The sequence below is a fragment of the Caloramator sp. CAR-1 genome (assembly GCF_030546345.1).
In the GTDB taxonomy this organism is placed as follows: Bacteria; Bacillota; Clostridia; order Clostridiales; family Caloramatoraceae; genus Caloramator; species Caloramator australicus.
On sequence record NZ_JAUONW010000052.1, the window covers coordinates 1 to 15,163 of the forward strand.

Annotated in this window: 15 protein-coding genes and 1 other annotated feature; all 15 genes read left to right on the forward strand. The window is 38.3% G+C overall.

The window, feature by feature from the left end; translation table 11 throughout:
• The coding region (locus Q3V94_RS13450; RefSeq protein ID WP_303528513.1) for an elongation factor Tu at positions 1 to 396 on the forward strand (396 nt) is incomplete at its 5' end.
• 156 nt (positions 397 to 552) lie between these two features.
• The gene (gene rpmG / locus Q3V94_RS13455) at positions 553 to 702 is read left to right on the forward strand and encodes a 50S ribosomal protein L33 (RefSeq protein WP_040306546.1); all 150 of its coding nucleotides are present in this window, start codon (positions 553 to 555) and stop codon (positions 700 to 702) included.
• Between the two features lie 31 nt (positions 703 to 733).
• Positions 734 to 958 (forward strand): preprotein translocase subunit SecE, encoded by a 225-nt coding sequence (gene secE, locus Q3V94_RS13460; RefSeq protein WP_008909460.1) that lies wholly within the window; start codon positions 734 to 736, stop codon positions 956 to 958.
• 31 nt (positions 959 to 989) lie between these two features.
• Positions 990 to 1,511 carry a transcription termination/antitermination protein NusG gene (gene nusG, locus Q3V94_RS13465; protein ID WP_008909459.1) on the forward strand — a complete coding sequence of 174 codons (522 nt, stop codon included), beginning with the start codon at positions 990 to 992 and terminating at the stop codon, positions 1,509 to 1,511.
• Positions 1,512 to 1,537: 26 nt separating this feature from the next.
• A complete protein-coding gene (rplK, locus tag Q3V94_RS13470; protein WP_008909458.1) occupies positions 1,538 to 1,963 on the forward strand; it encodes a 50S ribosomal protein L11 in 426 nt (141 codons plus the stop codon).
• A 54-nt stretch (positions 1,964 to 2,017) separates the two neighbouring features.
• Entirely contained in the window at positions 2,018 to 2,713 is a 696-nt protein-coding gene (gene rplA / locus Q3V94_RS13475) for a 50S ribosomal protein L1 (protein WP_303528515.1), read from the forward strand.
• A 44-nt stretch (positions 2,714 to 2,757) separates the two neighbouring features.
• Positions 2,758 to 2,886, forward strand: a sequence feature (ribosomal protein L10 leader region).
• A gap of 34 nt (positions 2,887 to 2,920) precedes the next feature.
• Complete coding sequence (rplJ, locus tag Q3V94_RS13480) at positions 2,921 to 3,418, forward strand: 50S ribosomal protein L10 (protein ID WP_008909456.1); 498 nt, start codon at positions 2,921 to 2,923, stop codon at positions 3,416 to 3,418.
• A 30-nt stretch (positions 3,419 to 3,448) separates the two neighbouring features.
• A complete protein-coding gene (rplL, locus tag Q3V94_RS13485; protein WP_008909455.1) occupies positions 3,449 to 3,820 on the forward strand; it encodes a 50S ribosomal protein L7/L12 in 372 nt (123 codons plus the stop codon).
• A gap of 244 nt (positions 3,821 to 4,064) precedes the next feature.
• Positions 4,065 to 7,796 carry a DNA-directed RNA polymerase subunit beta gene (rpoB, locus tag Q3V94_RS13490; protein WP_040306545.1) on the forward strand — a complete coding sequence of 1,244 codons (3,732 nt, stop codon included), beginning with the start codon at positions 4,065 to 4,067 and terminating at the stop codon, positions 7,794 to 7,796.
• A 20-nt stretch (positions 7,797 to 7,816) separates the two neighbouring features.
• Positions 7,817 to 11,323: a DNA-directed RNA polymerase subunit beta' gene (gene rpoC / locus Q3V94_RS13495; protein WP_303528521.1), complete on the forward strand. Its 3,507-nt coding sequence runs from the start codon at positions 7,817 to 7,819 to the stop codon at positions 11,321 to 11,323.
• Positions 11,324 to 11,462: 139 nt separating this feature from the next.
• Positions 11,463 to 11,705, forward strand: coding sequence for a ribosomal L7Ae/L30e/S12e/Gadd45 family protein (locus Q3V94_RS13500; RefSeq protein WP_303528523.1), 243 nt, complete (start codon positions 11,463 to 11,465; stop codon positions 11,703 to 11,705).
• A gap of 55 nt (positions 11,706 to 11,760) precedes the next feature.
• Complete coding sequence (gene rpsL, locus Q3V94_RS13505; RefSeq protein ID WP_008909451.1) at positions 11,761 to 12,135, forward strand: 30S ribosomal protein S12; 375 nt, start codon at positions 11,761 to 11,763, stop codon at positions 12,133 to 12,135.
• Between the two features lie 120 nt (positions 12,136 to 12,255).
• Entirely contained in the window at positions 12,256 to 12,726 is a 471-nt protein-coding gene (rpsG, locus tag Q3V94_RS13510) for a 30S ribosomal protein S7 (RefSeq protein ID WP_008909450.1), read from the forward strand.
• Positions 12,727 to 12,837: 111 nt separating this feature from the next.
• Entirely contained in the window at positions 12,838 to 14,919 is a 2,082-nt protein-coding gene (gene fusA / locus Q3V94_RS13515; RefSeq protein WP_008909449.1) for an elongation factor G, read from the forward strand.
• A gap of 13 nt (positions 14,920 to 14,932) precedes the next feature.
• On the forward strand, positions 14,933 to 15,163 hold a 231-nt coding region (locus Q3V94_RS13520; RefSeq protein WP_303528526.1), incomplete at its 3' end, for a GTP-binding protein.

A 15,163-nucleotide genomic window follows, 5' to 3' on the forward strand; every position in this document is an offset into this window, starting at 1 on the left:
AAGGTTCTTGACATGGCAGAAGCAGGAGACAACATGGGAGCGCTATTAAGAGGAGTAAACAGAGACGAAATTGAAAGAGGTCAAGTTCTTGCGAAGCCAGGTTCAGTAAAYCCACACAAGAAGTTTGAAGGTCAAGTATACGTATTAAAGAAGGAAGAAGGAGGAAGACATACTCCATTCTTTAACGGATACAGACCACAATTCTACTTCAGAACAACAGACGTAACAGGAACAATCAAGTTACCAGAAGGAGTAGAAATGTGCATGCCAGGCGACCACATCAACATGGAAGTTGAACTTATAACACCAATCGCGATGGAAGAAGGATTAAGATTCGCCATCAGAGAAGGTGGAAGAACAGTAGGCGCTGGCGTTGTTGCTAAGATTTTTGAATAATAATTAGTCGGAGGTCGAAGGTCGGAAGTCACCCTTTCGATGGCGACTTCCGCTTTTATTTGTAATGATATTGACAGGGAATTGCATTTATGATAATGTAAAAAAGAAGTGTGCAATTTAGTTGCAGCATTCCGTCGAAATTAGGAGGTGTAAGCAGTGAGGGTAAAAGTTACACTTGCATGCCAAGAATGCAAACAAAGAAATTACCATACAACAAAAAATAAAAAGAACGACCCAGACAGATTAGAGTTCAGAAAGTATTGCAGATTCTGCAGAAAGCATACAGTTCATAAAGAAACAAAATAATAAAGTAAATTTAAACAAGGGTGTGAAATTTATGTCTGCAGAGGTTAAAGTTAATAAAGTTGGGGAAAATAAAGTAATGAAGTATTTTAGAGAGTTAAAGGCTGAGTTTAAGAAGATTACTTGGCCAGAAAGAAAAGAAGTTGTAAATACGACTGGAATAGTATTAGGCACCCTAGCAATATTTACACTTATGATTTGGATAATGGATTCAGTATTCGGGACTTTGCTTAGAAAGATATTAGAATATATTAGATAAAGGAGGGAGGGACCCTCTGGTCCCTTAGAGTATGGCGGACAAAGCAAAGTGGTATGTAGTTCACACATATTCTGGATATGAAAACAAAGTAAAGGCTAACCTTGAGAAAACCATAGATAATAGAAATCTTCATCATCTTATACTTGATGTTCAGATTCCTATGGAGGAAGTTATAGAAGAAAAAAATGGCAAAACCAAGGTTGTTCAAAGAAAAAAATATCCAGGATATGTCTTAGTTAAAATGATTATGACTGACGACTCTTGGTATGTAGTAAGAAACACAAGAGGTGTTACAGGTTTTGTCGGACCAGGCTCTAAACCAGTTCCTTTGACCGATGAAGAGGTTGAAGCAATGGGTATAGTTGAGCCAATTGTTGATATCGATATTGAAGTTGGAGAAAATGTAAAGATAGTTAAAGGTCCGCTAGTAAACTTTATTGCTCAGGTTCAAGAAATTAACATGGAAAAGAAAAAGATTAAAGCTCTGGTTAACATGTTCGGAAGGGAAACTCCTGTCGAACTTGATTTCAACCAGGTTGAAAAAATACTATAATGTTCATTCTAAGGAGGTGCTAGAACATGGCAAAGAAAGTAGTAGGTATTGTTAAACTTCAATTGCCAGCAGGAAAAGCTACGCCAGCTCCACCAGTTGGTCCAGCTTTCGGTCCATATGGTATAAATATCATGCAATTCTGTAAAGAATTCAATGCAAAGACAGAAAAGCAAGCAGGTCTTATTATACCTGTTGTGTGCACAATCTATGCTGATAGATCATTTAGCTTTGTATTAAAGACACCACCAGCATCAGTATTGTTAAAGAAGGCTGCTGGAATTGAAAGCGGTTCACCTGTTCCAAACAAGCAAAAGGTTGGAAAGGTAACTATGGCTAAGGTTAGAGAAATAGCTGAACTTAAGATGCCTGACTTAAATGCAGCATCATTAGAAGCAGCTATTAGCATGATTAAAGGAACAGCAAGAAGTATGGGTATTGAAATCGTAGAATAATTCACGCTAAGGCGTGGGAGGTAAAAACCGTTAAAACCACGAGGAGGGATAGAAATGAAAAGAGGTAAGAACTATTTAGAAGCTGCAAAGCTTGTAGATAGAAATACGCTTTACTCACCAAAAGAAGCTTTAGATCTTGCTATTAAGACTGCAAGAGCGAAATTCGATGAAACAATAGAAGTTCACGTAAGACTTGGTGTTGACCCAAGACACGCTGATCAACAAGTTAGAGGAGCAGTTGTTTTACCACACGGAACTGGTAAGACTGTTAGAGTGCTTGTATTTGCTAAGGGAGAAAAGGCAAAGGAAGCAGAAGCTGCAGGCGCAGATTATGTAGGTGCAGAAGAGCTTGTTGATAAGATTCAAAAGGAAAATTGGTTTGACTATGATGTAGTTGTTGCTACTCCAGATATGATGGGTGTAGTAGGTAGACTTGGTAAGATCCTTGGACCAAAGGGATTAATGCCAAACCCAAAATCAGGAACAGTTACATTTGATGTTGCAAAGGCAATTGCTGAAATAAAGGCTGGTAAGGTTGAATATAGAGTTGATAAAACAGCAATTATCCACGTTCCAATCGGAAAGAAGTCCTTTGGTGTAGAAAAGCTTGCTGACAACTTCCATACTTTAATGGAAGCAATAATAAAGGCAAAACCAGCTGCAGCAAAGGGACAATATATAAAGAGCGTTGTTGTTTCAAGCACGATGGGACCTGGAATTAAGATAAATCCTGTAAAAGTTTTAGAATAATATTGACATCATCGATAAATGATGTTAAACTATAAATGTTGTGTTCTGAATAAGGAAACAAACCGTAGACAGTAGGTGCCTTTGGGCGTAACGGGGCTTCCCAACCTACCGAGGTTTTAGATAGGATATTTAGGCCTCTCTATGTCTACGGAGAGGCCTTTTGTATTTCAAAAGGCCTCACAAATAAAGGGCAAGGAGGTGCACAAAGTGGGCAACAGAGAAATCAAAGAAGCAAAAGTAAAAGAGCTAGTTGAAAGGTTTCAAAGAGCTCAAGCTATTATTTTGACATCATATAAGGGAATTACAGTTGCAGAGGATACTGAGCTTCGTAGAAAGATGAGGGAAGCTGGCGTTGAATACAAGGTAGTTAAGAACACATTAACTTTAAGAGCAGCAAAGGAAGTTGGTTTTGAAGGTTTAGACAGCTACCTTGAAGGACCAGTTGCTCTTGCGATCAGCTATGATGATCCAACAGCACCAGCAAGATTGCTTGCGGAATTTGCAGAAAACCACAAGGCAATCGAACTTAAGGCAGGTATCGTTCAAGGACAACTATTCGATACTGCTAAGGTTAAGGAACTTTCAAAGATACCACCAAGAGAAGTTCTACTTGCAAAATTCCTTGGAAGTATCAAATCACCAGTTGCGAAGTTTGTTTATGTGCTTGATGCTATTAGAAAGCAAAAAGAAGAAGCTAATGCATAATTAATAAAATTCTATGGAGGTGTATGTAAAATGACAATACAAGAAATTATTCAAGCTATAAAAAATATGACTGTTCTTGAATTAAATGAATTAGTAAAGGCATGCGAAGAAGAATTTGGTGTTAGCGCTGCAGCTCCAGTTGCCGTAGCAGGTGCAGCAGCAGGTGCAGCAGCTCCAGCAGCTGAAGAAAAGACTGAATTCGATGTAATCCTTGCAAATGCAGGTGCTGAAAAGGTTAAGGTTATCAAGGTTGTAAGAGAAATCACAGGACTTGGATTAAAGGAAGCAAAGGACCTTGTAGATGGTGCACCAAAGACATTAAAGGAAGGCGTAAGCAAGGAAGAAGCAGAACAAATCAAAGCAAAGCTTGCTGAAGTTGGAGCAACAGTTGAAATTAAGTAATTGAGCTAAAATGATAAGCGCTGGATTAATCCGGCGCTTTATATTTTTTTGTATAAATTTATTACTATTTCCTTGACAGCCTAATGATGTTATGATAATATATTAAAATGCATGAATAATGGGATATTATTGTTTTTTTGGGCAACATCTAATTTGACTTGTATAATTTGTATACATTGTGTAAAAAATATTAAAATAGAGTCTTATCGTCGTTGGATTTATTTTAAGTAAGGGGTGAGATTTAATGGTACATCCTGTTAAAGTGGGCAGAAGAACCCGAATGAGCTTTTCAAAGATCAAAGAAGTAATCGACATGCCACTTCTCATCGAGGTGCAACTCAATTCCTACAAATGGTTTTTAGAGGAAGGACTAAAAGAAGTTTTCGAAGATGTCAACCCGATTACTGACTATACGGGGAACCTAGTCCTTGAGTTTATTGACTATAGATTGGACTATGACAATATTAAGTATTCCGTTGAAGAATGCAAAGAAAGGGATGCTACATACGCAGCACCATTAAAAGTAAAGGTAAGATTAGTTAATAAGGAAACAGGGGAAGTTAAGGATCAGGAAGTTTATATGGGAGATTTCCCATTAATGACCGAACAGGGAACATTTGTAATAAATGGAGCAGAAAGAGTTATCGTAAGTCAGCTCGTAAGGTCACCTGGGGTATATTATGCTGAAGCTATTGACAGATCTGGTAAAAAGCTTTACTCATCTACGGTAATTCCCAATAGAGGTGCTTGGATAGAATACGAAACAGATTCTAACGATATACTATACGTTAGATTGGATAGAACAAGAAAGCTACCTCTTACAGTGTTTATAAGATCATTAATGGAAAGTGGTTCAGACCATGAAATAATAAATTACTTTGGTGAAGAAGAACATCTAAGGGCAACAATAGAGAAGGACAGCACAAAGACAAAGGAAGAAGCTCTATTAGAAATTTATAAAAGATTAAGACCAGGCGAACCACCGACTGTTGAAAGTGCAAAGGCTCTTTTGGATTCTCTTTTCTTTGATCCAAAGAGATATGATTTGTCAAAGGTTGGTAGATATAAGTTTAATAAAAAACTCTCTCTTGCAAATAGAATAGTTAATCAAGTAGCTGCACATACCATTGCTCACCCTCTTACTGGTGAAATATTAATCGAGGAAGGAAAAAGAATAGACAGGGAGACAGCCCAAAAGATTCAACACAGCGGTGTAAATGTTGTTGAAGTATTAATTGAAGGCAAACCAGTAAGAGTCATAGGAAATAACTTTGTTGATATTACAAAGCTTGGATTACCATATGATTTTAGTGACCTTAACATTAAGGAATTAGTTCATTTCCCAACTCTTAAGGAAATTATCGATGAATTTGATAATGAAGATGACATAAAGGATGCAATAAGACAAAGAATAAATCAGCTTATTCCAAAGCATATTATTAAAGACGACATATTTGCATCAATTAATTATTGCTTAAATCTATCCTATGGAATAGGATATGTTGATGATATAGATCACCTTGGAAATAGAAGATTAAGATCCGTTGGAGAGCTTTTACAAAATCAATTCAGAATAGGGCTTTCCAGAATGGAAAGGGTAATAAAAGAAAGGATGACAATACAGGATCTTGATGCTGTTACACCACAGCAGCTTATCAATACAAGACCTGTAGTTGCTGCGATTAAGGAATTCTTTGGTTCGTCACAGCTCTCACAATTTATGGATCAGACAAACCCACTTTCAGAATTAACTCACAAGAGACGTCTTTCCGCATTAGGTCCTGGTGGGCTTTCAAGGGAAAGAGCAGGCTTTGAAGTAAGAGACGTTCACCACTCCCATTATGGTAGAATGTGCCCTATAGAAACACCAGAAGGACCAAACATAGGTCTTATAAACTCACTTGCAACATACGCAAGGGTTAATGAATATGGCTTTATAGAAGCTCCATATAGAATTGTTGATAAGGAAGCAGGAAGAGTTACAGATAAAGTTGTATATTTAACTGCTGATGAGGAAGACCAATACATTATCGCTCAGGCTAATGAGCCTCTTGATGAAGAAGGAAGATTTATAGATAAGAGGGTTACAGCAAGAGCAAAGAAGGAAATAGTAGTAGTTTCGCCACATGATGTCGACCTAATGGACGTTTCACCAAAGCAGGTTGTATCTGTTGCTACTGCTATGATCCCGTTCCTTGAAAACGATGACGCAAACAGAGCTTTGATGGGATCCAACATGCAGCGTCAGGCAGTTCCGTTAATTAAAACTGAGGCACCAATAGTTGGAACAGGAATAGAATATAAAGCTGCAAAGGATTCAGGGATAATTCCTCTTGCAAAATCTGATGGAACAGTTGTGAAAGTTACTGCTGATATGATTCAAATTAAAAGGGACGAAGATGGTAAAATAGAAACATATAAGCTATTGAAATTTAAAAGATCCAACCAAGGAACTTGCATAAATCAAAGGCCGATAGTAAGCGAAGGCGATAGAGTAAAGGCAGGCGACATTATAGCAGACGGTCCATCTATTGACCAAGGTGAAATAGCCCTTGGAAAGAATATATTAATAGGATTTATGACTTGGGAAGGATATAACTATGAGGACGCAATACTTATTTCAGAAGAGCTGGTTATGAACGATGTCTTTACATCAATACACATAGAAGAATACGAGTGCGAAGCAAGGGATACTAAGCTTGGACCTGAAGAAATTACAAGGGATATACCAAATGTTGGTGAAGATGCATTAAGGGATCTTGATGAAAGAGGAATAATAAGAATAGGTGCTGAAGTAAGATCCGGCGATATATTAGTAGGTAAGGTAACTCCAAAGGGAGAAACAGAACTTACAGCAGAAGAAAGGCTCTTAAGGGCAATATTTGGTGAAAAGGCAAGGGAAGTTAGAGACACATCCCTTAGAGTTCCTCATGGTGAAGCAGGCATAATAGTTGATGTAAAAATATTTACAAGGGAAAATGGAGATGAGCTTCCACCAGGGGTAAATGAGCTTGTTAGAGTATATATCGCTCAAAAGAGAAAGATTTCTGTTGGTGACAAGATGGCGGGACGTCACGGTAACAAGGGTGTTATTTCAAGAGTTCTTCCTGTTGAAGATATGCCATACCTACCAGATGGGACACCGCTTCAAATAGTTCTTAATCCTCTTGGCGTTCCGTCACGTATGAACATCGGTCAGGTTCTTGAGGTTCACCTTGGGAGAGCAGCGAAAAAATTAGGATGGCATGTTGCTACACCGGTATTCGATGGTGCAACTGAAGAGGATATTCAAGAGTGCTTAATTAAAGCAGGGTATGATCCGGATGGAAAGACAGTTCTTTATGATGGAAGAACTGGAGAGCCTTTTGATAATAGAGTAACAGTTGGTTATATGTATATGCTAAAGCTTGCTCACCTTGTTGACGATAAGATACACGCGCGTTCAACAGGTCCATACTCATTAGTTACCCAACAGCCACTTGGTGGTAAGGCACAATTTGGTGGTCAAAGATTTGGTGAGATGGAAGTTTGGGCAATAGAAGCATATGGTGCAGCTCATACCCTACAAGAAATATTGACAGTTAAGTCTGACGACGTTGTAGGACGTGTTAAGACTTATGAAGCAATAGTTAAGGGAGAAAACATACCAGAACCGGGAGTTCCAGAATCATTTAAGGTTCTTATTAAAGAACTTCAATCCCTATGTCTTGATGTTAAGGTTCTTGGTGAAGATAAACAAGAAGTTGCTATTAAAGAGGATATAGACTACGATGAAGAATATGATGAATTACAAAATACAATGGAAATTAGAGACGATGTAGCACTAACACCTATGACAACAACAGAAGATGTAGATGATTACAGTGAAGAAGGATATAATGAAGATGATGATATAGGATTTGATGAATTCATTGATGAAAATATAGTAGATTTTGAATCAATAGATGACGATTTAAATTTTGACGACGAAGAATAAAATGAAGGGAGGCTGTCCCCTTGTTCGAGTTAAACAATTTTGACTCAATTCAAATTGGTCTTGCTTCTCCAGAAAAGATTAGGGAATGGTCAAAGGGAGAGGTAAAAAAGCCTGAAACTATTAACTACAGAACATTAAAACCTGAAAAGGATGGTCTTTTCTGTGAAAGGATTTTCGGGCCTGTTAAGGACTGGGAATGTCATTGTGGAAAGTATAAAAGAGTAAGATACAAAGGAATTGTTTGTGACAGGTGTGGAGTTGAAGTTACTAAATCAAAGGTTAGACGTGAGAGAATGGGGCACATAGAGCTTGCTGCCCCTGTATCCCACATCTGGTATTTTAAAGGGATACCATCAAGAATGGGACTTATACTTGATATGTCCCCAAGATCCTTAGAAAAGGTTCTTTACTTTGCTTCGTATATAGTTATCGATCCAGGTGATACTGGCCTTGTTAAAAAACAACTTCTAACAGAAAAGGAATACAGAGAAGCAATAGAAAAGTATGGTGAAGGTTCCTTTAGAGCTGGAATGGGTGCTGAAGCCATTAGGGAACTTCTTCAGGAGATCGATCTTGATGCCCTCTCAAAGGAACTTAAGGCGGAACTTGAAAACAGCACAGGGCAAAAGAAGGTTAGAATAATAAGAAGACTTGAAGTTGTTGAAGCCTTTAGAAAATCAGGTAATAGACCAGAATGGATGATATTAGAAGTTTTACCTGTTATACCACCGGATTTAAGACCCATGGTTCAGCTTGATGGTGGAAGATTTGCAACTTCAGACCTTAACGACCTTTATAGAAGGGTTATAAATAGAAACAATAGATTAAAAAGGCTCCTAGATCTTGGAGCACCAGACATAATAGTTAGAAACGAAAAGAGAATGCTTCAAGAGGCTGTTGACGCCTTAATTGACAATGGAAGAAGAGGTAGACCAGTAACAGGTCCTGGAAATAGACCATTAAAATCCCTTTCAGATATGCTAAAGGGTAAACAGGGAAGATTCCGTCAAAACCTTCTTGGAAAGCGTGTTGACTATTCTGGACGTTCTGTTATAGTAGTTGGTCCTGAGCTTAAAATGTTCCAATGTGGTCTTCCAAAGGAAATGGCTCTTGAACTATTTAAGCCATTTGTAATGAAAAGACTCGTAGAAAAAGGAATAGCTCATAATATAAAGAACGCTAAAAAAATGGTAGAAAGAGTTAACAACCAGGTTTGGGATATACTTGAGGAAGTTATATTAGACCATCCGGTATTACTAAACCGTGCTCCAACCCTTCACAGACTAGGTATTCAAGCCTTCCAGCCTGTTCTTGTTGAAGGTAGAGCTATAAAGCTTCATCCACTTGTATGTACAGCATACAATGCAGACTTCGATGGTGACCAGATGGCGGTCCACGTTCCACTTTCTGTTGAGGCACAGTCAGAAGCAAGGTTCTTAATGCTTGCAGCCCATAATATATTAAAACCGTCCGATGGAAAGCCAGTTACAGTGCCAACCCAGGACATGGTTTTAGGTTCCTACTATTTAACAATAGAAAAGGAAGGAGAACCAGGAGAAGGAAAATACTTCTCATCACCAGAGGAAGCATTGCTTGCTTATCAATTAAAGGAAGTTGGATTACATGCAAGGATAAATGTAAGAGTTACTAAGGAAATTAATGGGCAAAGAGTTTCAAAGATAGTTCAGACTACACCTGGAAAGATTATATTCAACGAAGCAGTTCCACAGGATCTAGGATTTGTTGACAGAAATGATCCAGATAAGGCATGCGATTATGAAATAGATTTTCTTGTTGATAAGAAGGCGTTAAGTAAGATTGTTGAGAGGGTATATAAAAAGCACGGACCAACAAAGACTGCTATAACTCTTGATAAGATAAAGGCATTAGGATTCCACTTCTCAACAATAGGTGCCATTACGATATCAGTATCAGACATGATTATTCCAGAAGCTAAGGCAAAACTACTTGCTGAAGCGGATGCTGAAGTTGACAACATTCAAAGACTATTCAGAAGAGGATTTATATCAGAAGAGGAAAGATATCAAAAGGTTATCGATACTTGGACAAAGACAACAGAAAATGTAACAAATGCCCTCATGAATAATCTTGATAAATTCAATCCAATATTCATGATGGCAAACTCAGGAGCGAGAGGTTCAAAGAACCAGATAAGACAGCTTTGTGGTATGAGAGGTCTTATGGCTAATCCATCAGGTAAGATTATAGAATTGCCAATTAGATCCTCCTTCCGCGAAGGCCTTAACGTTCTTGAATTCTTCATATCAACCCACGGTGCAAGAAAAGGTCTTGCAGATACAGCGCTAAGAACAGCTGACTCAGGATATTTAACAAGAAGACTTGTTGATGTATCACAGGATACAGTAGTAAGAGAAGAAGATTGTGGAACAACAGAAGGCTTTTATGTAGAAGAAGTAAGGGATGGAAACGAGGTAATCGAAGCTCTTAAGGATAGACTAATAGGTAGATATACAGCAGAAGATATAATTCATCCAGAAACAGGAGAAGTTATCGTAAAGAGGAACGAATATATTACTGATGATATATATTCAAAGATTGAAAAGGCTGGTATAACAAGAGTTAAGATAAGAAGCGTGTTTACATGTAAGACTAGATATGGAGTTTGTGCAAAGTGCTATGGTATGAATATGGCAACTGGTGAAAGAGTAAACATAGGTGAAGCTGTAGGTATTATTGCAGCACAATCCATCGGTGAACCAGGAACTCAGCTTACAATGAGAACCTTCCATACTGGTGGTGTTGCTGGTGCCGACATCACACAAGGTCTTCCAAGAGTTGAAGAGCTCTTTGAAGCAAGAAAACCAAAGGGACTTGCAATTATTAGCGAAAAAGGTGGAGTTGTTAAAGTTACAGAAGATAGAAAGAGAAAGATTGTAACTATAATATCTGATGACGGAGAGGAAAAGGTTTATCCAATTCCTTATGGATCAAGGCTTAAAGTTTATGATGGCCAAAGAATTGAAGCAGGGGAAGTGTTAACAGAAGGTTCTGTAAATCCACATGATCTTCTAAGAATAAAGGGAGAAGATGCTGTAAGATCTTACCTTCTTGCTGAGGTTCAAAAGGTTTACAGATTGCAGGGTGTTGATATTAACGACAAACATCTTGAAATTATAATAAGACAGATGCTAAGAAAGGTTAAGATAGAAGATTCTGGAGATACAGATATGCTTCCAGGAAGCCTTATAGATAGGTTTGAATTTGATGAAGAAAATGAAAAGGCAATCAAGATGGGATTAAGACCTGCAGTTGGAAGAACAACGCTGCTTGGTATAACAAAGGCAGCCCTTGCAACAGATTCCTTCCTTTCAGCAGCATCCTTCCAAGAAACTACACGAGTTCTTACAGATGCGGCAATCAAGGGTAAGATTGATCCGCTTGTTGGATTGAAGGAAAATGTTATAATAGGTAAGTTAATACCTGCAGGAACAGGTATGGTAAGATACAGAAGCATAGAAATTACACCTGAGGAAGATGCTGAATAATTTAAGGGGGGCCTACCCCCTTAAATAAAATTTTACTGGTATTGACAATGATATATTAAAATGTTAAAATTGATTTTGTGTGTTTTATGATTTCCTCAATGAAGGTGAAAGTAGAACTTTCACAAGGAGGGGGATTAGCATGATTGCAAAACTTACAGGCAAAAAAGTTGTTGGCGCAAAGCAAACTGAAAAGGCAATAAAAAGCGGCCAAGCAAAGATTGTTTACATCGCTGAGGATGCAGAAGCAAAGGTCACAGCACCTATATTAGAGCTTTGTAAACAAAACAACGTTGAGGTCGTTTTTGTTGAGACGATGAAAAAATTGGGAATGCTTTGCGGCATTGATGTAGGAGCAGCTACAGCATGTATTTTAAGTGAGTAATAAAGCATTATTTGCTTTATTATAGATGTGTCATTTTGGAAGGAGGTGCGCACAAATGCCAACAATGAACCAGCTTGTTAGAAAGGGTAGAGAAAAGGTTCAATACAAGTCAAAGTCACCAGCATTAAAGGGATGTCCACAAAAAAGAGGAGTTTGCACAGTTGTTAAGACTATGACTCCTAAGAAGCCAAACTCAGCGTTAAGAAAGATCGCAAGAGTAAGGCTAACAAATGGAATTGAAGTAACAGCTTACATCCCAGGTGAAGGCCACAACCTACAAGAACACAGTGTTGTTCTTATAAGAGGTGGAAGAGTTAAGGACCTCCCAGGTGTTAGATATCACATCATAAGAGGTGCCCTTGACGCTGCTGGTGTTGCTAACAGAAAGCAACAAAGATCAAAATACGGTACTAAGAGACCAAAGAAGTAATGTTTTAATGGTGCTGTGTGCAATATAAACTCCTTCGGGTTTAAATAGATTGCATGGAGCACTTTACGGCAAATGCCGAGTACCGATGAACTTAAATTTAATGTTAAGGAGGGAAGGAAAGTGCCAAGAAAGGGTTATGTTCCAAAGAGAGATGTTCTTCCTGATCCAATATACAATAGCAAGGTTGTAACAAAGCTTATAAACAAAGTAATGTGGGACGGGAAGAAAGGTGTTGCACAAAAGGTTGTTTATGGTGCATTCGATATAATTAGAGAAAAAACTGGAAAGGACCCACTTGAAGTTTTTGAAGCTGCAATGAACAATGTAATGCCAGTTCTTGAAGTTAAGGCGAGAAGAATTGGTGGGGCAACATACCAAGTTCCAGTTGAAGTTAGACCAGACAGAAGACAAACTCTCGGTATCAGATGGATCGTTGAAGCAGCAAGAAATAGAGGAGACAGATACATGAGAGTTAAGCTTGCAAACGAAATATTAGATGCAGCTAACAATACAGGTGCAGCAGTTAAGAAGAAAGAAGATACTCATAAGATGGCTGAAGCTAACAGAGCATTCGCTCATTATAGATGGTAATTTATACTCCCCTAAATGTGCATAACATTTAGGGGTATAGTATTAATTAACATTTAAGTAAAATTTATGTTAAATTAGAGAAATGTTTGCAGAAAGAAAGGAGGAATATTTGTGCCAAGAACGTTCCCTTTAGAGAAGGTAAGAAACATAGGTATAATGGCACATATCGACGCCGGTAAAACAACTACAACAGAGCGTATTTTGTTCTACACTGGTAGAACACATAAACTTGGCGAAGTTCATGAAGGCGCTGCTACTATGGACTGGATGGTTCAAGAGCAAGAAAGAGGTATCACAATAACATCAGCAGCGACAACATGCCAATGGAAGGGCCACGTAATAAACATAATTGACACACCAGGTCACGTAGACTTTACAGTAGAAGTTGAAAGATCATTAAGAGTTCTTGACGGTGCTGTTGCGGTATTCTGTGCAAAGGGTGGTGTTGAACCACAGTCTGAAACTGTTTGGAGACAGGCAGATAAATACGGAGTGCCAAGAATAGCATATGTAAACAAGATGGATATAATGGGAGCTGACTTTTTCAACGTTATTCAAATGATGAAGGACAGATTAGGAACAAAGCCAGTTGCAATACAGCTTCCAATAGGAAAAGAGGATACATTCAAGGGTGTTATTGACCTTATAAAGAATGAAGCAATAATCTATGTAGATGACCTTGGAACACAAGCTGAAGAAACTGAAGTTCCAGAAGATATGAAGGATATCGTTGAAGAATACAGAACACATCTTATTGAAGCAGTTGCTGAAACTGATGAAGAACTAATGATGAAGTATCTTGAAGGAGAAGAGTTCACTGAAGAAGAAATAAAAGTTGCTTTAAGAAAGGCAACAATAAGTGGAGAACTTGTTCCTGTAGTTTGCGGTTCTTCATACAAGAACAAAGGTGTTCAGTTACTTCTTGATGCGGTTGTTGAATATCTTCCATCACCTGTTGACATTCCATCAGTTAAGGGTATAAATCCAGATTCAGGTGAAGAAGATGAAAGACATGCAAGCGATGATGAGCCACTTTCAGCTCTTGCTTTCAAGATAATGGCTGACCCATTTGTTGGAAAGCTTGCCTTCGTTAGAGTATACTCAGGTGTTCTTACAGCAGGAACATATGTATTAAATTCAACAAAGGGTAAGAAGGAAAGAATAGGAAGACTTGTTAAGATGCATGCTAACCACAGAGAAGATGTTGAAGAAATCAGAGCAGGAGACATTGGGGCATGCGTTGGTCTTAAGGAAGTAATAACTGGGGATACACTTTGCGATCCAGATAAGCCAATTATCCTTGAAAAGATGGAATTCCCAGAACCAGTTATCCACGTTGCCATAGAACCAAAGACAAAGGCTGGCCAAGAAAAGATGGCACTTGCATTACAAAAACTTTCAGAAGAAGACCCATCCTTCAAAACATATACTGACCAAGAAACAGGTCAAACTATAATTGCAGGTATGGGTGAATTGCACCTTGAAATTATCGTAGACAGACTCCAAAGAGAATTCAAGGTAGAATGCAACGTTGGTAAACCACAAGTTGCTTACAAAGAAACAGTTAGAAAGGCTGTTAAGGCTGAAGGTAAGTTCGTAAGACAATCAGGTGGTAGAGGACAATACGGCCACTGCTGGATTGAACTTATTCCACAAGAAAGAGGAAAGGGATACGAATTTGTTAACAACATTGTTGGTGGTGTAATACCAAAAGAATATATACCAGCAATCGACAATGGTATCCAAGAAGCTATGCTATCAGGTGTAGTTGCAGGATATCCAGTAATGGACGTTAAGGTAATCCTATTTGACGGTTCATACCACGAAGTTGACTCCTCAGAAATGGCCTTCAAGATTGCAGGTTCTATGGCCTTCAAGAATGCAATGCAAAAGGCGGACCCAGTTCTTCTTGAACCAATAATGAAGGTTGAAGTTGTTGTTCCAGAAGAATACATGGGAGACGTTATAGGAGATATAAACTCAAGAAGAGGAAGAATCGAAGGTATGGAACCAAGAGGTGGAGCTCAAGTTATAAGAGCATATGTTCCACTTGCTGAAATGTTTGGTTATGCAACTACATTAAGATCAAGAACACAAGGTAGAGGAACTTACGTAATGCAATTTGACCATTATGAAGAAGTTCCAGCAAGCATCCAAGCTCAAATTGTTGGAGCTAAGGAAAAGAATGCATAAGGAGGTAATCTAAATGGCAAAGGCACATTTTGAGAGAACCAAGCCACACGTAAACATAGGGACAATAGGACACGTTGACCATGGTAAGACAACATTAACAGCAGCGATAACATTTGTATTATCAAAGTATGGAAGAGCACAAGCAACAAGATACGACGAAATAGATAAGGCACCAGAAGAAAAGGAAAGAGGAATAACAATCAACACAGCACACGTTGAATACGAAACAGAAACAAGACACTAT

Bases quoted from the DNA above. Each gene is read 5' to 3' on its own strand.
- rplK (WP_008909458.1), top strand. From the start codon at position 1,538: ATGGCAAAGAAAGTAGTAGGTATTGTTAAACTTCAATTGCCAGCAGGA.
- secE (WP_008909460.1), top strand. From the start codon at position 734: ATGTCTGCAGAGGTTAAAGTTAATAAAGTTGGGGAAAATAAAGTAATG.
- rpoB (WP_040306545.1), top strand. From the start codon at position 4,065: ATGGTACATCCTGTTAAAGTGGGCAGAAGAACCCGAATGAGCTTTTCA.
- Q3V94_RS13500 (WP_303528523.1), top strand. From the start codon at position 11,463: ATGATTGCAAAACTTACAGGCAAAAAAGTTGTTGGCGCAAAGCAAACT.
- nusG (WP_008909459.1), top strand. From the start codon at position 990: ATGGCGGACAAAGCAAAGTGGTATGTAGTTCACACATATTCTGGATAT.
- rplL (WP_008909455.1), top strand. From the start codon at position 3,449: ATGACAATACAAGAAATTATTCAAGCTATAAAAAATATGACTGTTCTT.
- rpsL (WP_008909451.1), top strand. From the start codon at position 11,761: ATGCCAACAATGAACCAGCTTGTTAGAAAGGGTAGAGAAAAGGTTCAA.
- rplA (WP_303528515.1), top strand. From the start codon at position 2,018: ATGAAAAGAGGTAAGAACTATTTAGAAGCTGCAAAGCTTGTAGATAGA.